This window comes from Pelomonas sp. Root1237 (genome assembly GCF_001425055.1).
Taxonomy (GTDB): Bacteria; Pseudomonadota; Gammaproteobacteria; order Burkholderiales; family Burkholderiaceae_C; genus Pelomonas.
Genome location: NZ_LMDK01000001.1, coordinates 579,991 through 601,100, shown reverse-complemented (window position 1 = coordinate 601,100; position 21,110 = coordinate 579,991). Strand labels below are relative to the sequence as shown.

The window sequence follows — 21,110 nt, the reverse complement described above, 5'->3', positions numbered from 1 at the left end:
ACGGAGGCGGCGATGCGGCGAGTCGTGTTCAACCAGAAGGGTGGCGTGGGCAAGTCCACGATCACCAGCAACCTGGCGGCGATTGCCGCGGCAGCGGGCAAGCGGGTGCTGGTCATCGACCTGGACCGTCAGGGCAACACCAGCCGCTACCTGATGGGCGATGCGCTGGATGAAGGCGCCGCGGGCTCGGCTGAATTCTTCGAATCGACGCTGAAATTCAGCGTGCGCGCACCTGGCGCGACCGAGTTCGTCGTCGAGACGCCCTGGGAGAACCTCCACCTGATGCCGGCCAGCGCCGAGCTCGACGAGCTGCACGGCAAGCTGGAGAGCCGCTACAAGATCTACAAGCTGCGCGACGCGCTGCTGCCGCTGGCCGACGACTACGACGAGATCTGGATCGACACGCCGCCGGCGCTGAACTTCTACACACGCTCGGCGCTGATCGCGTCCCAGGGCTGCCTCATCCCCTTCGACTGCGACGACTTCTCGCGCCGGGCGCTCTACGGCCTGCTGGAAGCCGTGGAAGAGATCCGCGCCGACCACGCGCCCGAGCTGTCGGTGGAGGGCATCGTCGTCAACCAGTTCCAGGCCCGCGCCTCGCTGCCGCAGCGCGTCGTGCAGGAGCTGCTGGACGAGGGCCTGCCGGTGCTGCAGCCTTATCTGTCGAGCAGTGTGAAGGTCAAGGAGTCGCACGAGCTGAGCCGGCCCATGATCCATCTCGATGCGCGCCACAAGCTGACGCAGGAGATGCAGGCGCTGTACGAAGCGCTGGGCTGAACCGGGCGTTTTTCCGGCCTTGGCCCGCCAGCGCCGATGGCCAGAATGTCGGCATGAGCACTCCCGAATCCGTACGCATCGTCGGCGCCAGCGTCCAGACCGAACTGCCCGTCATCATTGCCGAGCTGGGCCCGATCGCGGACCGGCTGCAGCTGGCGCGCGAGGCCATCGACGAGCTGCGCATCAGCCACCCGCAGTCGCCCGAGTCCAACGTGAAGTCGGTGTACATGAGCCCGTGGAAAAGCCACATGCTCAATGCCAAGCTGCTGCCGCTGTGCGCCAGCGTCGTCGAGATCGCCAAGGCGGCCGCGCCCAAAGCCTGGTCGGGCGAGCTCGACTCGCTCGGGCTGGACCTGCTCGTCACCCACTGCTGGGGCGCCATCTACGAACAGGCCGACTACACGGCCCCGCACAACCACTGGCCGGCCGACCTGAGCTGCGTTGTCTACCTGGAAGCTGAAGCCGGTTGCGCGCCGCTGGTGTTCTCCAAGACCAGCGCCTACCAGCCGCGGCCCGGCACGTTGATCATGTTCCCGGGCATCACCATGCACGAGGTGCCGGCCACGCCGGGGCGGCGCGTCGTCGTCGCGATGAACCTCTTCAAGCAGCTGGGGCTGGGTCCGCAGGCACCGGCGGCAGGCTGAGCCGCGCCCGCAGCCCCGGGCCGGCGTGGGCATCCAGCAGCTCCAGCCGGCCGCCGTGCCGGGCCGCGATGTCGGCCGCGATGGCCAGGCCCAGGCCGCTGCCGGTGCCCGTGGCGGCATCACCGCGGCGGAAACGCAGCATGGCGGCCGGGCGGTCGGCTGGCGCAATGCCGGGCCCGTTGTCCTCGACCTCCAGCCACGGTCCGGCCGCATCGCTGCCGCAACGCACCGTGATGCGGGCGCTTGCGCCGGCGTAGCTGACGGCGTTGTGGATGAGGTTCTCGAGCAGCTCGCGCAGCAGGAAGGCATGGCCCAGCGCCGGCGCCTCGGCCAGTTCGAAGCCGAGGTCGACACCCGCAGGCAGCGCGCGATGGGCCCAGTCCTGGCCGCTTTCGGTGGCGATGTCGCGCAGGTCGATGCGCTGCCCCACGTCGACGCTGCGGTCCTCCGCGCGGGCCAGCGACAGCAGCTGCTGGGCCAGGCGGGCGCTGCGCACGACACGCTGGCGCAGCCGCTCCAGCAGCGGGTCCACGCGCTGGTCGTGCGGCTCCAGCATGGCCAGCTCGATCTCGGTCTGCAGGGAGGTCAGCGGCGTGCGCAACTGGTGGGCCGCGTCGGCCAGGAACTCGCGCTGGGCGCCGGCCGCGCGGGCCAGGCGCTCGAACAGGCGGTTGAAGGCGGCCTGCAGTGGCACCAGCTCGCGCGGCAGGCTGGCCGCCAGCGGTGTCAGCCGGTGCAGGTCGCGATGCTCCAGCTCGGCGCTCAGGCCCGTCAGCGGCGCCAGGCCCTGGCGGATGGCCCACCAGCCGGCCAGGGCCAGCAGCAAAGCCAGCGCCACGCCGTTCAACGCGACCGAGCTGCCGATCTCGCTCTGCAGCGCGTCGCGCTTGTGCAGGGTCTCGGCAACGAGGATCTGGCAGACACCGGTGCCGCAGTCATGGCCGAGTTGCACCAGGCGCAGCTCTCGGCCGCGCAGCTTGACGTCGCCGTAGGAGGAGTGGCCCGCCGCCTGCGGGGCCGGGCGGGGCTGCAACTCGGCCAGGCCGGCGTCGCCCTGCAGCACCTCGCCGCGCGGCGCCAACACCAGGTAGAAGACATCGTCCTGGCGGTCGAAGCGCAGGGCGCGGTCCATGGTGGCGCTGACATCGATGCGGGGCTCGCCGCTGCGCACGTCGATCTGGCCCGCCAGCGTCAGCGCGGTGTCCTCCAGGCCCTCGTCGAGCCAGCTCTGCGCGCTGTGCCTGACCTGCTCGTACAGCGCCGTGCCGAGCACGGGCAAGGCCAGCACCAGCGGCAGCATCAGCCAGCCGAACAGCCGCCGCTGCAGGCTGAAGCGCATCAATGCCACCCCTCGTCCAAGGTGTACCTTGGCCGGGACCGCGCTGCGGCCAGCGGCCGCAGCGCTTCGGCAGGCACAACGCGCCCACTGGGCGCGCCGTGTCCGGCCTCAGCCCCCGAGGGGACGGCGATGCTTGCCGGCTCGACCGGCAAGCACATCGCCACCGCGGGCCGGCTTGGGAGCGGCCCGGCGCTCGGCCCGAAACACGCCGATGTCATGCGTTGCTGATCCTGCAGAGCGAAACGGAAGATTCAGCCAATCTCTTCCAGCAAGTAGCCCAGGCCGCGCACGGTACGCAGCTGCACGCCACCCGGCTCGATCTTGGCGCGCAGGCGCGACAGGCAGACCTCGATGGCGTTGTCGCTGACGCCCTGGTCCCAGGCATTGCTGGCCAGCGCGATGTGTTCCTTGGGCACGACCTTGCCCGAGCGCGCCATCAGAAAGCCCAGCACATCCCACTCGCGGGCGGACAGGGCCAATGGCTCGTCGTCGATGTAGGCGCGGCGGGCTTCCTGGTCGATGCGCAGGCGCGCCAGCTGCAGCTGGTTGCTGGTGCGCGCCTGGCTGCGCCGCACCAGGGCGCGGGCGCGGGCGACCAGTTCGGTCAACGCAAAGGGCTTGACGAGGTAGTCGTCGGCGCCGCCTTCCAGGCCACGCACGCGGTCCTCGACGGCGTCGCGGGCGGTCAGGATCAGCACCGGCACGGCGATGCTCTCGGCGCGCACGCGGCGCAGCGTCTCGAAGCCGTCGATGCCCGCCAGGCCGATGTCCAGGATGAGGAGGTCGTAGGCGTCCTCCTTCAGCGAGCGCGGCACGGGCTCGCCGCGGGCGGTGCAGTCCACGACCCAGCCTTGGGAGCGCAGCGCGCGGGCGGTAGTTTCGACGAGTTGTTCGTCGTCTTCGACGAGCAGGATGCGCATGGTGGCAGCAGTATGGCGCGAGAGCGGCCGATGTGCTGACGCAGGGCTGTCACGCCGGGGCCATTCACATGCCAGCAATGCGCCGCGAAGTGAATGTCAGCGCGGCGCGCCCACCACTGCGCGTGTTGCCGCCTCGAAACATTCGCCGGCGATCTGCCACAGCCGCGCGGCGTCCGCGTAGCGGTCGCTGGGCTCACCGTTGAAACGGTCGCCCGCCAGGTCGACACGCGGCTGGGCGTAGTGCAGCCAGAAGTCGGCGCCCATCTTCTGCGGCAGCAGCTCGGCGTTGAAGCTCAGGTAGTCACCCGGCCCGGCGCCGCGCACAAAGCCCTCGAAGCAGCGCTGCCACATCCAGCGGAAGTGGCTGAGGTAGTCGCCGGGGTCGTCGAGCCCGGTCTGGATGCATCCCGGGTTGCCGACGCGGGCATGCAGGAAGCGCACCCGCTGGAACACCGGCGCGAGCCGCTGCGCGCGGGCGTGAAACTCGCCGCCATAGGTCAGCTCGTGACCGGTGTACCAGTGCGACAGATCGGCGTTGAAGCGCAGCGCCGGCCAGCGTTCGACGAGATCCAGCGTGCGGCGGAGATCCTGGGTCATCGTGCCGCGGTGGGTCTCGACATAGAGCGGGTGGCCGTGCCGCGCCGAGGCTTCCAGCACGGCCGCGGCGAGGGCATCCATCTCGGCGTCGCTCTCGAAGCTGTTGCCCACGTGCAGCGTCGTGATCTCGCAGCCGAGGTCGCGCTGCTCACGCACGATGGCGTCCACCTCGGTTGGAACCAGTGCGCGGCAGATGCCGGTGACGGCCAGGCCGGCGTCGCGCGCGGCCCGGGCGGCCTCGCGCGTGGGCTGCCAGATCTGCACGGCTTCGTGGCCGTCGGCCTTCAAGAGGGCGAGTTGCTCGGCGTGCGTCGCGCGCCAGCCGGTCGAGGCGCGCGGCAGCTCGGCCAGAGTGCCGAGGTTGATGTCGCGGCGCAGCCGCGGCGGGTTCGCACTGCCGTCGTTGCAGCGGTCAATGGGCGAGTTCATGGCCGGCATCATGCCGCGCCGCCAGGTCGGACAGCGCCGCCTGCAGCGTGGGGAAGCGGAAGCGATAGCCGGCGGCCCGCGCCGCGGCAGGAACGACGTTCTGGCCGTCCAACAGCAGTGTGGACATTTCGCCAGCCAGCGTGCGCAGCGGCCAGGCGGGCATGCGCAGCCAGGTACGGCGGCCGAAGGAGGCGGCCAGACCTGCATCGGTAGGCCCAATTTCGGTCCGGCGCCCTTTCTTCTGTGGATTTGCACCGGGAACCGCGAGCAAGCACGAAGCCACTCAGCCATATCGGCGCACTACCATTGCCGGCCTCCGGGAAAAACACCATGAAACTGCTCGCCAAATTCAATCTGGTCTATCTGCTCGTGATGAGCCTGGGCATCGCCCTGAGCGGCTACATCGCGCGCAATCTGCTGCAGGACAACGCCAAGCAGGAAACCATCGCCACCGCGCAGATGCTGATGGAGAAGGCGCTGGCCGTGCGCAGCTACACCAACACGAAGATCAAGCCACTGCTGGTCTCGCAGATGACCGACAAGTTCCTGCCGGAGACGGTGCCGAGCTTTTCCGCCACGGAGGTGCTGGGGACGCTGCTGGCCAAGCACCCCGAGTTCGCCTACAAGGAAGCGACGCTGAACCCGACCAACCCGCGCGACCGCGCAACGAGCTGGGAGGTCGACATCGTCGGCCAGTTCCGCTCCTCGGCCGACCTGAAGGAAACCGTCGGCACGCGCGACACGCCCGCCGGCCCTTCGCTTTACATCGCCCGTCCGCTGCGCATCACCGACCCCGCCTGCCTGGCCTGCCACAGCAGCGTGGAGGCCGCGCCGGCCACCATGGTCGCCAAGTACGGCCCCGCCAACGGCTTTGGCTGGAACCTCAACGAAGTCATCGGCGCGCAGGTCGTTTCAGTCCCCCTGGGCGTGCCGCTGCAGCGCGCCGACCAGACCTTCAAGGTCTTCATCACGTCGCTGATCGGCGTCTTCGTCGCCGTCGGCGTCGTGCTGAACCTGATGGTCTGGATGCTGGTCGTGCGCCCCGTCACCCGCCTGTCGGCCCTGGCCGACCGCGTCAGCCAGGGCGATCTGGATGCGCCCGAGTTCCAGGCCAACAGCAAGGACGAGATCGCCACGCTGTCCCATTCCTTCTCTCGCATGCGGGCCAGCGTCGTGCAGGCCATGAAGCTGCTGGACACATGAGTCATTTCAGCGCATGAGCGACAAGAAGCACCCGACACAGCTCGGCAAATACCGCATCACCGAGGTTCTCGGTGAGGGCGCGATGGGTGTCGTCTACAAGGGCTTCGACCCCGACATCCAGCGCACCGTCGCGCTGAAGACCATCCGCACCCAGCTCGACGCCGACGACGACAGCCCCGGTGCGCCGGCCTCGCGTTTCCGCAACGAGGCCCAGGCTGCCGGCCGGCTGCACCATCCGGGCATCGTCGCCGTCTACGACTTCGGCCGCGCCGAGAACGTGGCCTATATCGCGATGGAGTTTGTCGAGGGCCGCTCGCTCGCCAGCTACCTCGGCGCCAAGGTCCGCTTCACCGACACCGACATCCCCGGCATCATGAGCCAGCTGCTCGATGCCCTCGGCCATGCGCACGAGAAGGGCGTCTGGCACCGCGACATCAAACCCGCCAACATCATCATGACGACGGCCGGGGGGCGGCTCAAGGTGGCCGATTTCGGCATCGCCCGCATCGAGAGCACCAACCTCACGCAAACCCACTACATGGTGGGCACCCCCAGCCACATGGCGCCCGAGCAGTTCCTGGGCAAGCCCATGGACCGGCGCGTGGACATCTACGGCGCCGGCGTCGTGCTCTACCAGCTCCTCACCGGCCGCGCGCCCTTCGCCGGCACGACCGAGGCGCTGATGTACAAGGTCGTCAACGACATGCCGCAGCCGCCGTCGACCATCGAGGGTGTCGAGCGCCCGGGCTGGTTCGACGCCATCATTGCCCGCGCGTTGGCCAAGCGCCCCGAAGACCGATATGCCACCGCCGAGGAATTCAAGCAGGCCATCACCGACGGCATCGGCCAAAGCATCGACGACACCGGCTGGGAAAAGACCGTGATGCTGGCGCCAGCGCGCGCGCGCGCCGCGCAGCCGCTGGCCACGCCCACTGTCGCACCGCCCTCGCTGTCAGGCACGTCGCTGCCCGGCTCCACGGCGGGCACGGCCAGCGCCCCGACGCCATCGCACTGGGACAAGGCCCAGCTCACTCAGGCCGAATTGACGCTGGCCAGGCATGTCGGCCCGCTGGCCAGCGTGCTGGTGCGCCGCGCCGCGCGCGAGTGCCATGACATCAGCGAGCTCTACAACAAGCTGGCTGAGCAGGTCACCGACCCGCGTGCGCGCGACGCCTTCCTCGGCCAGGCCAGCCTGGTCACCGGCGGCCACCACCGCACGGCAGGCGGCGGCACCGCCGGTTCGCCGTCGGCCGGTGGCTCCAAGGGCGCCACGGCGGGCTCGGCGGGCAGCGGCACCCTCATCGGCGGGCCGCTGAACGAGGCCGTCATGGACAAGGCCCAGGTTCTGCTGGCGAAACATGTCGGGCCTATCGCCAAGGTGCTGATCAAGCGCGCCGCCGCCGGCACGGACAGCCGGGCAGTGTTCTTCAACCGGCTGGCGGAGTCGGTCAACGATCCGGCAGCGCGGGCGAAGTTGCTGGCGGAGCTGGGGCGACTTTCCTGAGGCGCGGCAGGCTCAGGGCAGGCGATAGGCCAACACCTTGAGTCCTCGATCTGCCGAGACGTCCGCATACACCTCCGGATTCGCCACGCGTTCGACGAATACCAGCTCCGGTGCGTGCTCGGCCACCACGCCGTGCAGGAAATCCAGGCCCAGCTTGGGCGTGTTCAGGCACAGCAATGCTTGGCCCCCGGGCGCCAGCAGCGCAGGCAGCCGCTTTGCGAGCCGCGCGTAGTCCTTGGTCGCGACGAAGCTGCCCTTCTGGAAGCTGGGGGGGTCGCAGATGACGAGGTCATAGGGCCCGCCGCGGGTCAGCTTGCCCCAGGAGTTGAAGATGTCATGGGCCAGGAACCTGGCGCCCGCCTTCACACCGTTGAGTTCATGGTTGGTGCGGCCGATGGCCAGCGCACCCGAGGCCATGTCGACGTTGACGACCTCGGCCGCGCCGGCCTGCAGCGCGACGACCGAGAAGGCGCAGGTGTAGGCGAACAGGTTGAGCACCTTGGCGCCCGGTTGCACCTGCTCGCGCACCCAGCGTCGCCCCTCGGCCATGTCGAGAAAGAGGCCATGGTTCTGGCCGCGCAGCAGGTGCACGAGGTAGCGTGTATCGGGTATTCCAGCCTCGCTGACGACGTGCGGCTCGGGCAGGGTGCCGGCCATCAGGCGCGTCTGAACGCGGCCGCCGTCCTGGCGGCATTGGAAGACCCAGGGCGCCTCAGGCCAGCGCGCCATGATCGCCGCACCGATGGCAGCCAGCGCCTCGTCGGCCAGCGGCTCAAAGCTGGTCAGCAGCAGCGCAGGCGGGTAGGCGTCCAGCGTCAGGTGCTCGCAGCCGGGATGCAGGCCGCCGCGGCCGTGGAAGAGGCGTTGAGCGCCCTGGGGAAGGGCCGCCGAGGCGGCGATGACGTCGAGCAGAGCTTGCATGGGTGAAGCATTGTCCCGGGCCAGAATGGCCGCCATGGACCTCCAGCTCATCCTCGACGAGATCAACGCCGAACTGCGCCCGCAACTCGCCACGGCCGGCGGCAAGGTTGCCAGCTACATCCCGGCGCTGGCGCGGGTGTCGCCGCTTCAGTTCGGCATCGCGCTGCGCACCTGCGCGGGCGAGACGGCCGCGGCCGGCGACAGCGCCGTGCCCTTCTCCATCCAGAGCATGTCCAAGATGTTCTCGCTGACGCTGGCGATTCGCGCGCTGGGCGAGGCCATGTGGGACCGCATCGGCCGCGAGCCCTCGGGCAGCCCGTTCAACTCGCTGGTGCAACTGGAGACAGAGCGCGGCATTCCGCGCAACCCTTTCATCAACGCCGGCGCGATCGCGGTCGCGGATCGATTGGTCTCACAGGGTGACGCCAAGACCGAACTGCTGGCGCTGCTGGGCCGGCTGTGCGGCGAGGCCGTCCGCATCGACGCCGAAGTGGCGCGCTCGGAGGCCGACACCGGGTTTCGCAACACGGCGCTGGCCAATTTCATGAAGGCCTTTGGCACGCTGGACAACGACGTCGCCACGGTGCTGGACGTCTACTTCAATCAATGCGCCATCGCGATGAGCTGCGAACAGGTGGCCTGCGCCGCCGGCTATCTGTGCCGCGACGGCCGCCACCCGCTGGCCGGCACGCCCGTGCTCAGCACGGCGCAGACGCGCCGGGTCAATGCGCTGATGCTGACCTGTGGCACCTACGACGCTGCAGGGGAGTTCGCCTTCCGCATCGGCCTGCCCTGCAAGAGCGGCGTCGGGGGCGGCATCGTCGCCGTGGTGCCCGACCAGCTCACGCTGTGCGTCTGGTCGCCAGCGCTGGACAGCACCGGCAACTCCTTGCTGGGCCGCCGGGCGCTGGAGCTGTTCGTGGCGAAGACGGGGCTGTCGGTCTTCTAGGCGAGATCAGCTGGCGTACTTGACGCTGCAGCCATAGGGTCGCGTCGACGCCTTCTCGACCTTGCGGCCCGCAGCCACCGCGGCCAGGGCCTCGGTGACGTAGGGCTCGGCCTTGGCGATGTCGGCCTTGTCGGGCGTCGCGAGGCTGTCGATGCCGCCCTTGTAGGCCAGGGTGCCATCGGCCTTGATGACGTACATGTGTGGTGTCGTCTGCGCGCCGTAGAGCTTGCCGAGCTCGCCCTTGGGGTCGAGCAGGGTCGCAGTGGGCACTGCGCCGCGATCGGCGTTGAGCTTCTGCGCGGTAGCACCGTCCACGAAGCCCTGCTGGCCAGGCGCGGAGGAGATCACCTGCAGCCAGACGACGCCCTGGGCCGCGGCGGCTTTCTGCTGGGTTTGCATATTGCCGGCGCCATAGTGCTTCCTGACATACGGGCAGTCGTGGTTGGTCCACTCCAGCACGACGGTCTTGCCTTTGTAGTCGGCCAGATTGACGGTCTTGCCGTCGGCCGTCGTGGCGGAGAAGGTCGGCGCGGGCGCGTCGACATTGGCCGTGGCGTGAGCCAGTGCGGGAAGGATCAGGGCGGCGAGCAGGCTGCGGCGAAGCAAGGTCATGTCGAACTCCTGGAAGAGGCGGGGGGCACAGAGATGGCCTCGACGATGAGACCGGGGGTAAGGATTTGCGGCAGCACCTGGGCCTCGGCGGCGCCCGGTGCGTAGTAGAGGTAGAGGGGCACGCCGGAGCGGCCATGGGCTTTCAACACGGCGGTGATGTTCGGGTCCTCACGCGTCCAGTCGCCCTTCAGATAGGCCACGCCGGCCTTGGCGAAGGCGTCCTTGACCTCGGGGCGCGACAGCGCGACGCGCTCGTTGACGAGGCAGGAGATGCACCAGGCCGCCGTCATGTTGACGAAGACGGGCTTGTTCTGAGCGCGCAGTTCGGCCAGGCGCCCGGCGCTGTAGGCCTCGATGGCCGATCCCGGGGCGGCGGCATGAGCGTCGGCGGGTACGGGCCTGATCCAGTGAATGACGCTGAGCGCGAGCACGAAGCTGGCCACCATCGCCACGCCGCTGATGACGCCCTTGCCGGCGCGGTGCAGCCACAGCGCGAAGGCGATCAATACCAGGCCGCCCAGCGCCATCGCGACGCCGTCCGGCCCGGCCTGCTGGGCCAGCACCCACAGCAGCCAGACGACGGCCGCATACATCGGGAAGGCGAGGAACTGCTTGAACTTGTCCATCCACGCGCCGGGCCGCGGCAACCAGCGCTGCGCCGCGGGCCAGAAAGCCAGCAGCAGGAAGGGCAGCGCCAGGCCCAGGCCCAGCGCGAGGAAGACAGCCAGCAGCACCGCCGCCGGCTGGGACAGCGCAAAGGCCAGCGCGGCCCCCATGAAAGGCGCCGTGCAGGGTGTGGCGACGACAGCCGCCAGCACGCCGGTGAAGAAGCTGCCCGCCAGGCCCTGGCGCGCGGCCAGGCTGGAACCCACGCCGGTGAAGCTGCCACCAAATTCGAAGAAGCCCGACAGGTTCAATCCGACCAGGAAGAGCAGATAGCTGACGATGAGCACGAACACCGGTGAATGGAACTGGAAGCCCCAGCCCACCTGCTGGCCGCCCGCGCGCAGCGCGATCAACACCGCCGCCAGCGCCGCGAAGCTGACGAGCACACCGGCCGTGTAGGCCAAGCCCTCCGCCTTGTGATTGCCCTCGCGCACCAGGGCCAGCGCCTTGATGGACAGCACCGGGAAGACGCAGGGCATCAGGTTCAGGATCAGGCCGCCAACCAGGGCCAGGGTCAGGGCAGGCAGCAGGCCGAGGTCGCTTTCTGGCGCAGGGGGGGGCGTGGCGGTTTCGGCCGCAGGGGCGCTGAGATCGGCCGGACCAGGCCCCTTGCCGGCGCCTTCGGGCATGGGCGCGGACACGGTCCAGGCTTGTTCGCCGGCCGCAGTCGTCAGCACGATGACACCGGACAACGGCTTGCCGGCAGGCAAGGGTTCGTCACCGGCAGGGATGTCCAGCACCCAGCCGGCACCCTCGGCTCGGAACGCCTGGGGGGCGCTGTGAGCGACGGCGCCCCAGGTGTCGGCAAAGAAATAGGCCTTGCTGATGGGCAGATTCAGGCCAGTCGCTGGGCCGCTGAGGCGCACGCCTTGCGGCGCGGGCTTGAGCTGCACGGCGAAATTTGCCGGTTTGGGAATGGCGCCACGCCATTCCTCGATCTGGGCCGCATCGGCACCTGCCTTGGCCGTGGCCGACACCGGCAAGTCCAGGCCCAGGCTGACCTGCTCGGGAATGCAGACATCCTTGCAGACCAGCCACTTCACCTCGGCTGCCGGCTTGAAGCGGCTGCCGGGCTTGGCGTCGGCCGGCACCGTCAAGTCGACGAGCAGGGCCGCGCGGCCTTCGTAGCCGTAGTTGACGATGGGGCCGATGGCCTGGATGGCCGGCGTGGGCCACTGGATGGGCCCGGCCTGGGCGCCACTCCAGTCGATCGTCGTCGCCTGGCCGGAGTCGCCCGGGTTGAGCCAGTAGGTGTGCCAGTGCGACTTGATGTTCTGCTCGAGTGCCACCGTGAAGCGCTGGCCCGGCGCCACCGCGGCCTGGCTGGAGACGAGGCGGGCCTGCACATGCTCCGTGGACGCTTCGGGCGGTGCGGCAAAGGCCAGCAGCGGGGCGGCCAGCAGAGCCGGAAGGAGGGGGCGCAGGAACGAGAACATCCCGAAATCCTAGGCCATCCCGCTTTCACCCTGTCGTGACAGGCCTGCCTGAACAAATGCATCGAATGCGGCCCACAGCGGTGCGAAGCGTTCCGGCCCGCCTTCCAACAGGGCCAAGGCATGCAAACCGGCTTCCAGTGTTGACAGCTGGCCAGGGCGGTGGGCTCGGCGTATCGCATAGCGGCCGGGCTGCTCGGGCAAGCTCAGCCGCGGCAGCGCGGCCAGCCAGGGGTTGACTGCCAACAGGCGGCGACTCTGGCGCCAATTGCCGTCCAGCAGGATGAGGCGATTCACTTCGGCTAACGTGCCCGGCTCGCCCTCGCCCGGGTAGAGCAGCGCCGTGCCGGGGCGGGCCAGTGCGGGGTCGAAAGCCTCGCCGCGCAGCAGGCACGCGGCTGGGCTCAGGCCGAGCGTCAGAAAGGCGGCGGTGTTCTTGGCATGACCGGCCTCGGCCGGGTGCTGGAGGATGAGCAGTTCGGTGCGCACGGCCAGCGGCGCCGGCAGCGTGGCGCACAGGCAGGTGCAGGCCGGGCGCTCGCAGCGCGGGCAGACCGCGCGGGGCATGCGCCTCGGCTCAGTTCACCGGTGGCGACACGGAGTGCGGCGCGATGGTCGACACCGTGCTGTCGGCGCCGGCATCAGCGGCCGACTCCTCCTCGCCGTGGTGGCGGCGCGAGCGCGTGGTGGGCAAGCCGACCTGGCGCCTCTTGGCCAGCCGGCCGGCCAGCCAGACGCCGCCAACGACGCCGAAGATGTTGAAGGCACCGAACAGCGGCGCCGCACTGGACGACAGCAGCATGCTCTGCAGGGGCGCCGAGTAGGCGCGCGGCTTCAGCGCGAAGCTGAAGGCGCCGAAGATCAACCAGCCCGCCCAGGCCACGCCGACGCCGGACATCATCCACGCGACATAGGGGCGGTGCCGGCGGCGCTGCGGCCGCAGCGTCAGATAGCCCCAGATCAGCGCGGCAATGAAGAGCAGCAGCGCAATGGCGACAGCCTCGCCGAGCATGACCTGCAGGCTGTTGCGGCCACCCAGCTGGGCATAGACCTGGCGCGGCAGGCCGGTGCTGGCGTACTTCATGGCGGCGCCCGCGCCGAAGCAGTACAGCAGGAGGCCGGAAAAGAAGGCGATGGAGCGGCGGGCGGCTTTCATGGGGGCGCATTCTCGGCGCTGTCACGCCAGCAAATCCGGGAGGATTTCCCGTTCAGCCCAAAACAAAGCCCGCCGTCCGGTGTCGGACGGCGGGCCGCAAAGAGGAGAGTTGCCGATTTCAGCGCTTGCGGTCCAGGCGCATGGCGCGGGCGAGGCCGCGGCGTTCGCCGCTGTAGAAACCGGTGTCGAAGGCCTCGTGCTTGCGGCCCTTTTCGACGGATTCCTCGGCGCTCCAGGCCACCTCGGAGAGGGGCAGGCGGCGCGGCGGGTGTTCAGTGCGGGGCTGGATCTTCATCATGGCTGTCTGGCCTTTTGAGGGCCGTCTCACGCCGAGTGGGGCGCGATTGGGAGGCACAACGCGGGCTGGTTGGGGGTGGTTGACAGGCCAAACACACTTCTTTGCACTTGTGGCCTGCGGTCACCGGCTATGCAGACAATGCCGCTTTTGAATCCAGGACTCCGCGATGACCGTCCAGCTGAAAAAGACCCTCCCGGCCAAGGCCACTCCCATCACCGTCGTGGACCGCGCGGCCTTCCAGGCCCTGGCCCCCGGCCTGCCACCGGCCACCCGCGCCTGGTTGGCGACGGTCGGCTTTGTCGGTGCGCCGGACAGCCACGCCCTGGTGCCCGGCCCCAATGGCCGCCTGGCCCAGGTCTTTGCCGGCGTGGCCCACAGCGCCCACCCCTTTGCGCTGAGCCACCTGCCGCTGGCCCTGCCGGAAGGTGTCTACAAGCTGGATGACGCCGGCCTGGCCCTGCTGCCGGAGGGCGCGGCCATGTCCTGGGAGCTGGGCGGCTACCGCTTCGACCTCTACAAGCCGGCCAAGCGCGCGCCGGCCACATTGGTGCTGAAGGGCGGTGCTGACGCCGAACGCGGCCTGGCGCTGGCGGCGGCGATTTCGGCCACGCGCGATCTCGTCAACACGCCGGCCGAGCACATGGGCCCGGCCGAGCTGGCCGCCGCCGCCAAGGCGCTGGCCAAGCAATACGACGCGACCTATGCAGAAACCATCGGCGACGCCCTGCTGAAGAAGAACTTCCCCAGCATTCACGCCGTCGGCCGCGCGAGCACGCGCTCACCTCGCCTGATCGAGCTGAACTGGGGCAATCCCAAGCACCCCAAGCTGGCCCTGGTGGGCAAGGGCGTCTGCTTCGACACCGGCGGCCTCAACATCAAGCCCGGCGAAGGCATGCGCCAGATGAAGAAGGACATGGGCGGCGCGGCCAACGCGCTGGGCCTGGCCACCCTCATCATGGCCTTGAAGCTGCCGGTGCGCCTGCAGCTGCTGATCCCGGCGGTCGAGAACTCGATCTCGGGCAACGCCTACCGGCCCGGCGACGTCATCAAGACGCGCAAGGGCCTGCACATCGAGATCGGCAACACCGACGCGGAGGGTCGCGTCATCCTTTGCGATGCGCTGGCCTATGCGGCCGAGGGCAAGCCCGACCTCGTCATCGACCTGGCGACGCTGACGGGTGCCGCGCGCGTGGCCCTGGGCGCCCAGCTGCCGGCGCTGTTCGCCAAGCACATGGACACGGCCCGCGATCTGGTCGACCTGGGTTTGAAGCTCGACGACCCGCTCTGGCATATGCCGCTGTGGGCGCCGTATCACGCCGGCATCGAGAGCACGATCGGCGACATCGTCAACACGGGCAAGAGCCCGCTGGCCGGTGCCATCAACGCAGCACTGTTCCTGGAAGACTTCCTGCCACCGCAGCAGGACTGGCTGCACGTCGACCTGTTCGCCTGGAACGACGCGCCTCGCGCCGGCCGGCCAGTGGGCGGCGAGGCGCAGACGATCCGCACCTTGCTCGCCTACCTGGAGCAACGCTACTCGGCCTGATGACGCGGCCCGATTACTCGGGCGCCTGATCCTTGGTCGGCTCAGCTTCGGGGGCCGGCTGCGCCTTTGCTACCTGGGGCTTGGCCGCCTGATCGCGGCGCGGCTGATCGGGCTTCTTGCCCTGACGCTGCGGCGGCCGGCCACCTTCGCGGCGACCTTCTGAGCGCCCCTCGGGGCGACCGCCACCACCGGGGCGTCGGTCATCGCGGCGCGGCGGGGGCCCATCGCGGCGCACCTCCCGCGGCGGGGCAGGCGGCGCCTCGGCGCGCTCCTTGCGAGCGATCTCCAGCAGGCCCGGCAGCTCCTCAGGCACCACGCCCTTGAGCACGCAGAAGTTGGCCTCGGTCAGCGTCGTGCGCTCGAAGTCCCACAGCAGCTGGGCTCGGTTGCGGCGCTGCTGCGCCTCGAGCTGGTGGCGCTCCTGCTCCACCTGCTCGCGCTCCTGCTTCAGGCCGCGGCGGCGAGTCAGCTCTTCCTTGGCGGCGTTCAGATGCTCTTCCGTGATCTCACCGGCGGGGTTGCCGTCGAGGTCGAAGCGGCTCTTGGCCTGGGTCAGCGCGATCAGATAGCCGGTGCTGCCGGTGTGGCGGCGCAGGAAGGCGCTGAGCTGAGCCTTGCTGAACTTGCCCGGTGCGCGCTCCTGGATGTCGGCCTGCACGCGCAGCTTGACGGGCTTGGGCTTGCCGGTGAACAGGGCCGGGAACAGGGCCTTGAGCTCGGCAGTGGCGTCTACCGTCGGCGCAGCGGGCGAGCCAGCAGCAGCCGGCGCGGCGTCGGCGGAAACCTCGGTCGCGCTCTCGATCTGGGGCGCGGCTTCGGGTGTGGCCGCCGGTGTGGCCTCAGGCACAGGCACGGGTGCGGGCACAGCGGCTGCCGGTTCTTCGGACGGGGTGACGGGATCAGGAAGATCGGAATTCATCGCAAAGCCGTCGAAGCGGCAGCAAACAGGCAAGGGCCGGGATTGTCGGCCATCATGGGCTCCTGCACGCCATCCCACAGAAAGGCCAGCAAATGCACCTCGAAGGCTCATGCCATTGCGGCAGCGTGAAGTTCTCGGTCGAGGCCGACTCGCCCGTCCCTTTCATGCGCTGCTACTGCTCCATCTGCCGCAAGACGGCCGGCGCCGGCGGCTATGCGATCAACCTCGGCGCTCAGACGCACACGATGAAGGTCAAGGGCAAGCGGCATCTGCGCATCTACCGCGCCAAGCTGCCGAACAAGGAAGGCAATGGCCGGCACAAGAGCAGCGGGCGGCGCTACTTCTGCATGAAGTGCGGCAGCGCGCTGTGGCTCTGGGACCCGACTTGGCCGGAGCTTGTGCACCCGCATGCCAGCGCCATCGACACGCCGTTGCCGACGCCACCCGAACACGTGCATTGCATGGTGGGTTCCAAGGCGGATTGGGTCGAGGTGGAAGGCTCGCCTCGGGACCCGCGCTTTGACGAGTACCCCGACATGTCATTGGCCGAGTGGCACAAGGCGCACTACAGGCCCTAGCCCAGCCCGCCGAAAACCTTTTTGAGGATGGCGCTGCCCGTACCAACCGGGTCCTGCCGGATCTTCTTCTCCTCCTCGCCAATGATGCGGTAGAGCCCGTCCAGCGCCCTGGCCGTCACGTACTGCTGGATGTTGGCCTCGTCGCCCTTGACGAGGCCGAAGCCGCCGGCCTTCCTGGCGACTGCGTTGTACTTGTCGGCGAGAGACACCTTCTCGGTCGCCTTGGTCACGATGGGTAGGAACTGCTGGCCCAGCGGCTCGCGCGTCTTCACGGCGAAGAACTGCGTCACCGAGTCGTCACCACCCCTGAGGATCTTCAGCCCGTCCTCGACGCTCATGTCCTTCACCGCCTTGACGAGCAGCGGCTTGGCCGCCGGCACGGCGGCTTCGGCGGCGCGGTTCATCGCTGTGACGAGCTCGTCGAGCTTCCTGCCTTGCCCGGTGGCCTTCAGCAGCTTGGCGGCGTCCCTCAGATAACCCGGCAGCTCGATCTTGACGAGCGGGTTGCCGAGAAAGCCGTCGGGACGCCCCAGCAGCGACACCGCCGAATTGGCGCCGCGCTCCAGGGCCGCGCGGATGCCGGCGTTGGCATCACCCTCGCTGAGGTTCAGCGCCCAGGCCGGGCGCAGCAGGAACAGCGCGGGGGCACTGGCGATGACGAGGCGGCGTTGCATGGCGGGCTCCGGTGAGACGGAGCGCCATCTTGCCACCGGCTCAGGCGTGGGCGTGCTGCAGGCCGCGCTTGTGGCGGTACATGCGCTGGTCGGCCAGCTCGATGAGCCGGCCGAGATCCATGCCATCCTCGGGGAAGCAGGCCGTGCCCATGCTGGCACCGACCTGCAGCAGCCGGCCTTCGAACTCGAAGCCGCCGTCGAGATGCGCCGCCAGCCGCTGCATCGTCGCCTCCAGGCCGCCGTCGGCCGCCAGCGGCCGCAGCAGCACGCCGAACTCGTCACCCCCCAGCCGCGCCGCCATGTCGGACTGGCGCAGGCCGCCAACCAGGCGGCGCGCGAACTCCAACAGCGCCGCGTCGCCGGCACGGTGACCGAAGCCGTCGTTGATCCGCTTGAGGCCATTCATGTCCAGCATCATGACGGCCAGCGGCTGGCCGTCCCGCATGGCCTGGGCCAGCGAGGCATGCAGGCGATCCAGGAAGAGGGAGCGGTTGGGCAGGTCCGTCAGCCCGTCATGCGTCGCCTTGTGGAAGAGTTCGGCGGGCGCATAGCGGGTGGCGAAATACATGGCCGCGGCGACGAGCTGGGACACCAGCCCCAGCAGGGACAGATGCCGGTCAGCGAAATGACCCTCGCGTTTGGACATGGCCTTCAGCACGCCCACCGTCACGCCGTGATGACGCAGCGGCACGACGACCATGGCGCGCAGGCCCAGGCGCTCGCAGGCGGCGCGGTCGCAGCGCGGATCGAGCAGTGCGTCGTCGCAGCGCAGTGCCCGCCCCTGGGCGACGCACAGGCCCGACAGGCTGTGACTGCGTTTGAGCCGCAGGCCCAGGCTGCCCTCCGCCATGCCGGCCGCCGCGCGGTAGACCATCTCGTCGCCCTCGGCCATCTCCAGGGCGGCGCCGTCGGCATCCACCAGGCTCAGGGTGCGTTTGACGACGCGGTCCAGCAGGCGCCCCAGGTCCAAATCCAGGTCCAGCCCCAGTCCGGCCACCTCGGTCTGCAATGCGATGACCTCCAGCAGCTTGTCTCTGGTCGGCATCGATGTCTCCTCGACGCGCCGTCGCGCGACGATGCGCCTCTTCCACCCCGGGCGCTGCGGTGTCCCCCCCAATGGCCAGTGTCTCACCGGATATAAATGATGTCGATACCCGTTTGCACATCATCTATGCGTCAAGCGCGTACTAATGGAGTTCCGGATCTTGCCCTGCCGGACCATCCCGGCTTTCGCTCAATGACGCACTCACTGCAGAGCCGACAGCCTCTCGGTCAGCAGCGCGAAGAAGCCGTCGGCATCGACATGGCGCAGCACCTGGGCGTTGGCAGGCAGGCCGGTGACGGCCCACCAGTCGATGACCGTCATGCCGCGCGTCAGCTCGCTCCGGGTCTCGACGCGCACATTGCAGTCCCGGCCGGTGAACAGCTCAGGCGCCAGCAGCCAGGCGATGACGCAAGGGTCGTGCAGCGGGCCGCCGTCCTGGCCATATTTCTCCTCGTCAAAGCGTTCGAAGAATTCCATCCAGGCGGCGACGACGCTGCCAACGCGGTTGCCCAAGGCGCGGATGGCCTCGATGCGGGCCGCCGTCGTCAGCGCCTCGTGGGTGACGTCCAGCGGCGCCATCGTGATGGGCACGCCACTCGTGAACACCTCATGGGCCGCCTGCGGATCGACATAGATGTTGAACTCGGCGGCCGGCGTGACGTTGCCGCCCTCGAAGAAACCGCCGCCCATCAGCACGATGCGGCGGATGCGCGCCGCGATGTCGGGCGCCTGGCGCAGGGCCAGCGCGATATTCGTCAGTGGCCCCAGCGGGCACAGCGTCACGGTGCCGGCCTCGCGCTCACGCAGGGTCTGGATGATGAAGTCGACCGCATGGCGCGGGTCCAGGGCCAGCGTCGGCTCGGGCAGCTCGACGCCGTTCAGGCCGGTGTCGCCGTGCACATGCTCGGCGGTGACCAGGGGCACGTCCAGCGGCCTGTCGGCACCGGCGCAGATGGGCACGTCGCGCCGGCCGGCCAATTCCAAGACCTTGCGGGCGTTCAGTGTCGTCAGCGCCAGCGGCACATTGCCGGCTACCGTGGTCACGCCGAGCAGTTCCAGCTCCGGGCAGGCAGCGGCCAGCAGCAGGGCGATGGCGTCGTCCTGGCCCGGGTCGGTGTCAATGATGATGGCTTGGCTCATACGGATGCGGGTGGCGGTGCGAGATCGATGTCGATGGCGCCGAACAGGCTGTGCTGGCCGTCGGCGGACTTGAGGTCCAGGCGCAGACTGTCACCGGGCGCTAGCGGCAGCTCCAGCGCGCCGAGGGCCGAGCCGGCCAACTGCCCGGCGCGCAGCGCCCGCAAGCGGGCCAGACGCGCCAGTGCGTCACCGGGCAGGGCAGCCACGTCGCGCGGATCGAGCTTGGCGCCGTTGTGCAGGGCCACCAGGCGGGCCTGCAGACGGCCGGCGCCCCAGGCCTCGCCCAACTCATCAGGCGTGACGGCCAACGGCGCGCAGTGGGTGGCGATCAATTCGCCGTCCAGGCGCCAGTCCACGGCAAAAGTCAGCAGACGCATGGCATCAAGTGCCGAGGCGGCATCACTCGCTGCCGCCAGGTCGCCCGTGATGACGGCAAGGGCCGGCTCGCAGGCCGCCGGCGCCCTCAAAGGCTGATGCGCGCCATGGAACTGACCAGCTTCGCGGCGCACGCCGCCTTCGGCGTCGGCAACGGCCCAGCCATAAGCGCGTGGCAGAGGCGCGACACATTTCTCGGGTTCGAAAGCGAAGGCGTGGCGCAGCTTGCCGTGGTTCAGCTGCACGGCCAGGTCTTCGAGCTGCGGCGACAGGAAGCCCCAGTCATCGAGGACCTGCTGCAAGCGCGTGGCGATGCCGGTGGCGTAATGCGCCTGGGTCTGGTCGCGCGACACGACGACGAGGTGGCCGTCGCGCGAGCCGTCGGCGTAGCTGGCGAGTTTCATGAGCGGGAGTTCAGGGTGATGGCAGCATTGTGCGATGCGCGCCGCCCTGCCCTTCCCCCGCGCCGCCACGTTTGCGCTGGCGGCCAGCCTGCTCGCCCACGCGCTGCTGCTGGGTGGTGAGCGGGTGCGCGACGACAGCGCCGCTCGGCCGGCGCGGGCCGTCAGCATCGCGTTGTTGCAGCCGCCGACGCTGCCCATGGCCCTGCCCGAGCCCACCCCATCCACCCGGCCCTTGCCTCAGGCCCGCTCGCCCCGCGCCAGCGCCAGGCCACCGATGCCCGCCGTTGAAGCCCCCATCGCCGCCCCCGAGGCCCCGCCGCTGCGCCTGGCCGGCCCAGCCGCCTGGCAGTACCGGCTGCGCCAGGGCGGCCAGGATGGCGAGGCGCTGTTGGACTGGCGCCCTGAAGCCGATGGCCGCTACAGCCTGCGCCTGACCCGCCGCATCGGCGAGCGCGCGCTGCCGGCCCTGGAAAGCCTGGGCCATACCGGCAGTGCGGGCCTGGCCCCCGAACGCTTCGCGCTGCAGCGCGGCGGTCAGGACCGCCAGGCTATCAACTTCGATGCCGAAGGGCGGCGTGTCAGCTTCTCGGCCAACCCGGCCCAGCTCGAACTGCCAGAGGGCGCGCAGGACCGCCTGTCCTGGTGGCTGCAACTCGCCGCCTTGGTGCAGGCCGCCCCGACACCGGGTGGGCGCTGGCGTGTCTGGGTGGCCGGATTGCGCGGCGAACTGCGGGAATGGACCTTCGAGACCGTGGATGCGACGCCTGAAGACGCCGGCAGCCTGCATCTGCGACGCCTGCCGCTGGGTGAGCGAGACCCTGGCGTGGAGCTGTGGCTGGACCCCAATCGCGGCTACTGGCCGGTCCGCCTGCGCCAGGGCGACCCCGAAACGCGCGGTTTCGAGATCCGTCTGTCCGACGTGAACTCCTGACGCTTCCTACACGTTGCTGGGCTATGGGATGACCCGAACAGCGGGGCGTT

23 protein-coding genes are annotated in these 21,110 nt (G+C 69.5%); 8 read left to right on the top strand and 15 right to left on the bottom strand.

The genetic code is table 11. From position 1 onward, the window contains the following. The first annotated feature begins 12 nt into the window (after nucleotides 1–12). The gene (locus ASC91_RS02780) at nucleotides 13–777 is read left to right on the top strand and encodes a ParA family protein (RefSeq protein WP_056191844.1); all 765 of its coding nucleotides are present in this window, start codon (nucleotides 13–15) and stop codon (nucleotides 775–777) included. A 53-nt stretch (nucleotides 778–830) separates the two neighbouring features. Next, nucleotides 831–1,421 carry a hypothetical protein gene (locus ASC91_RS02775; protein ID WP_056191842.1) on the top strand — a complete coding sequence of 197 codons (591 nt, stop codon included), beginning with the start codon at nucleotides 831–833 and terminating at the stop codon, nucleotides 1,419–1,421. On the opposite strand, the gene ASC91_RS02770 is transcribed toward ASC91_RS02775, so the two are convergent. The 4 genes from ASC91_RS02770 to ASC91_RS02755 all read right to left on the bottom strand — a co-directional run bounded on the left by ASC91_RS02770 (nucleotide 1,378) and on the right by ASC91_RS02755 (nucleotide 4,869). After that, complete coding sequence (locus tag ASC91_RS02770; RefSeq protein ID WP_056191840.1) at nucleotides 1,378–2,760, bottom strand: sensor histidine kinase; 1,383 nt, start codon at nucleotides 2,758–2,760, stop codon at nucleotides 1,378–1,380. The genes ASC91_RS02775 and ASC91_RS02770 overlap by 44 nt on opposite strands. Before the next feature lie 251 nt (nucleotides 2,761–3,011). Further along, on the bottom strand, nucleotides 3,012–3,680 hold the full coding sequence (locus ASC91_RS02765; RefSeq protein WP_056191837.1) for a response regulator transcription factor: 669 nt from the start codon (nucleotides 3,678–3,680) through the stop codon (nucleotides 3,012–3,014). Between the two features lie 96 nt (nucleotides 3,681–3,776). Next, the gene (locus ASC91_RS02760) at nucleotides 3,777–4,706 is read right to left on the bottom strand and encodes a hypothetical protein (protein WP_056191835.1); all 930 of its coding nucleotides are present in this window, start codon (nucleotides 4,704–4,706) and stop codon (nucleotides 3,777–3,779) included. Next, entirely contained in the window at nucleotides 4,690–4,869 is a 180-nt protein-coding gene (locus ASC91_RS02755) for a DUF1731 domain-containing protein (protein WP_056191833.1), read from the bottom strand. The genes ASC91_RS02760 and ASC91_RS02755 overlap by 17 nt, the downstream gene beginning before the upstream one ends. Before the next feature lie 167 nt (nucleotides 4,870–5,036). Between ASC91_RS02755 and ASC91_RS02750 the strand changes: the two genes are divergently transcribed. Beyond that, nucleotides 5,037–5,909 (top strand): DUF3365 domain-containing protein, encoded by an 873-nt coding sequence (locus ASC91_RS02750; RefSeq protein ID WP_056191831.1) that lies wholly within the window; start codon nucleotides 5,037–5,039, stop codon nucleotides 5,907–5,909. Between the two features lie 13 nt (nucleotides 5,910–5,922). Further along, on the top strand, nucleotides 5,923–7,413 hold the full coding sequence (locus tag ASC91_RS02745) for a serine/threonine-protein kinase (RefSeq protein WP_056191829.1): 1,491 nt from the start codon (nucleotides 5,923–5,925) through the stop codon (nucleotides 7,411–7,413). 12 nt (nucleotides 7,414–7,425) lie between these two features. On the opposite strand, the gene ASC91_RS02740 is transcribed toward ASC91_RS02745, so the two are convergent. Beyond that, on the bottom strand, nucleotides 7,426–8,334 hold the full coding sequence (locus ASC91_RS02740) for a class I SAM-dependent methyltransferase (RefSeq protein ID WP_056191828.1): 909 nt from the start codon (nucleotides 8,332–8,334) through the stop codon (nucleotides 7,426–7,428). Between the two features lie 25 nt (nucleotides 8,335–8,359). Here ASC91_RS02740 and ASC91_RS02735 point away from each other — a divergent pair, with 25 nt between their 5' ends. Further along, entirely contained in the window at nucleotides 8,360–9,283 is a 924-nt protein-coding gene (locus tag ASC91_RS02735) for a glutaminase (RefSeq protein WP_056191826.1), read from the top strand. Between the two features lie 6 nt (nucleotides 9,284–9,289). Here ASC91_RS02735 and ASC91_RS02730 read toward each other — a convergent pair whose 3' ends face one another. From ASC91_RS02730 to ASC91_RS02710, 5 genes are all read right to left on the bottom strand, one after another. Further along, nucleotides 9,290–9,895 carry a redoxin domain-containing protein gene (locus tag ASC91_RS02730; protein ID WP_056191824.1) on the bottom strand — a complete coding sequence of 202 codons (606 nt, stop codon included), beginning with the start codon at nucleotides 9,893–9,895 and terminating at the stop codon, nucleotides 9,290–9,292. Beyond that, complete coding sequence (locus ASC91_RS02725) at nucleotides 9,892–11,997, bottom strand: protein-disulfide reductase DsbD (RefSeq protein ID WP_056191822.1); 2,106 nt, start codon at nucleotides 11,995–11,997, stop codon at nucleotides 9,892–9,894. Before ASC91_RS02725 ends, ASC91_RS02730 begins: the two co-directional genes overlap by 4 nt. Nucleotides 11,998–12,006: 9 nt before the next feature. Further along, nucleotides 12,007–12,561 carry a tRNA-uridine aminocarboxypropyltransferase gene (locus ASC91_RS02720; protein WP_056191820.1) on the bottom strand — a complete coding sequence of 185 codons (555 nt, stop codon included), beginning with the start codon at nucleotides 12,559–12,561 and terminating at the stop codon, nucleotides 12,007–12,009. A gap of 10 nt (nucleotides 12,562–12,571) precedes the next feature. Continuing rightward, nucleotides 12,572–13,150, bottom strand: a complete 579-nt coding sequence (locus tag ASC91_RS02715; RefSeq protein ID WP_056191818.1) for a hypothetical protein — start codon at nucleotides 13,148–13,150, stop codon at nucleotides 12,572–12,574. Nucleotides 13,151–13,268: 118 nt separating this feature from the next. Beyond that, nucleotides 13,269–13,448 (bottom strand): hypothetical protein, encoded by a 180-nt coding sequence (locus ASC91_RS02710; protein ID WP_056191816.1) that lies wholly within the window; start codon nucleotides 13,446–13,448, stop codon nucleotides 13,269–13,271. 166 nt (nucleotides 13,449–13,614) lie between these two features. Here ASC91_RS02710 and ASC91_RS02705 point away from each other — a divergent pair, with 166 nt between their 5' ends. Beyond that, on the top strand, nucleotides 13,615–14,994 hold the full coding sequence (locus ASC91_RS02705) for a M17 family metallopeptidase (RefSeq protein WP_056191814.1): 1,380 nt from the start codon (nucleotides 13,615–13,617) through the stop codon (nucleotides 14,992–14,994). Between the two features lie 13 nt (nucleotides 14,995–15,007). Here the strand turns inward: ASC91_RS02705 and ASC91_RS02700 are convergent, their stop codons facing one another. Further along, nucleotides 15,008–15,913 carry a ProQ/FINO family protein gene (locus ASC91_RS02700; protein ID WP_056191812.1) on the bottom strand — a complete coding sequence of 302 codons (906 nt, stop codon included), beginning with the start codon at nucleotides 15,911–15,913 and terminating at the stop codon, nucleotides 15,008–15,010. 92 nt (nucleotides 15,914–16,005) lie between these two features. Here ASC91_RS02700 and ASC91_RS02695 point away from each other — a divergent pair, with 92 nt between their 5' ends. Then, the gene (locus ASC91_RS02695) at nucleotides 16,006–16,491 is read left to right on the top strand and encodes a GFA family protein (protein WP_056191810.1); all 486 of its coding nucleotides are present in this window, start codon (nucleotides 16,006–16,008) and stop codon (nucleotides 16,489–16,491) included. Here ASC91_RS02695 and ASC91_RS02690 read toward each other — a convergent pair. The 4 genes from ASC91_RS02690 to ASC91_RS02675 all read right to left on the bottom strand — a co-directional run bounded on the left by ASC91_RS02690 (nucleotide 16,488) and on the right by ASC91_RS02675 (nucleotide 20,129). Then, the gene (locus tag ASC91_RS02690) at nucleotides 16,488–17,165 is read right to left on the bottom strand and encodes a DUF4197 domain-containing protein (RefSeq protein WP_056191809.1); all 678 of its coding nucleotides are present in this window, start codon (nucleotides 17,163–17,165) and stop codon (nucleotides 16,488–16,490) included. The two genes, ASC91_RS02695 and ASC91_RS02690, sit on opposite strands and share 4 nt — an antisense overlap. Before the next feature lie 40 nt (nucleotides 17,166–17,205). Beyond that, nucleotides 17,206–18,210, bottom strand: coding sequence for a sensor domain-containing diguanylate cyclase (locus ASC91_RS02685; RefSeq protein ID WP_056191807.1), 1,005 nt, complete (start codon nucleotides 18,208–18,210; stop codon nucleotides 17,206–17,208). A gap of 201 nt (nucleotides 18,211–18,411) precedes the next feature. Further along, nucleotides 18,412–19,350, bottom strand: coding sequence for a nucleoside hydrolase (locus ASC91_RS02680; protein WP_056191806.1), 939 nt, complete (start codon nucleotides 19,348–19,350; stop codon nucleotides 18,412–18,414). Next, nucleotides 19,347–20,129 carry a hypothetical protein gene (locus tag ASC91_RS02675; protein ID WP_056191804.1) on the bottom strand — a complete coding sequence of 261 codons (783 nt, stop codon included), beginning with the start codon at nucleotides 20,127–20,129 and terminating at the stop codon, nucleotides 19,347–19,349. Before ASC91_RS02675 ends, ASC91_RS02680 begins: the two co-directional genes overlap by 4 nt. Before the next feature lie 34 nt (nucleotides 20,130–20,163). On the opposite strand from ASC91_RS02675, the gene ASC91_RS02670 reads away from it, so the two are divergent. Next, a complete protein-coding gene (locus ASC91_RS02670) occupies nucleotides 20,164–21,060 on the top strand; it encodes a hypothetical protein (RefSeq protein WP_056191802.1) in 897 nt (298 codons plus the stop codon). Nucleotides 21,061–21,110: the final 50 nt, after the last annotated feature.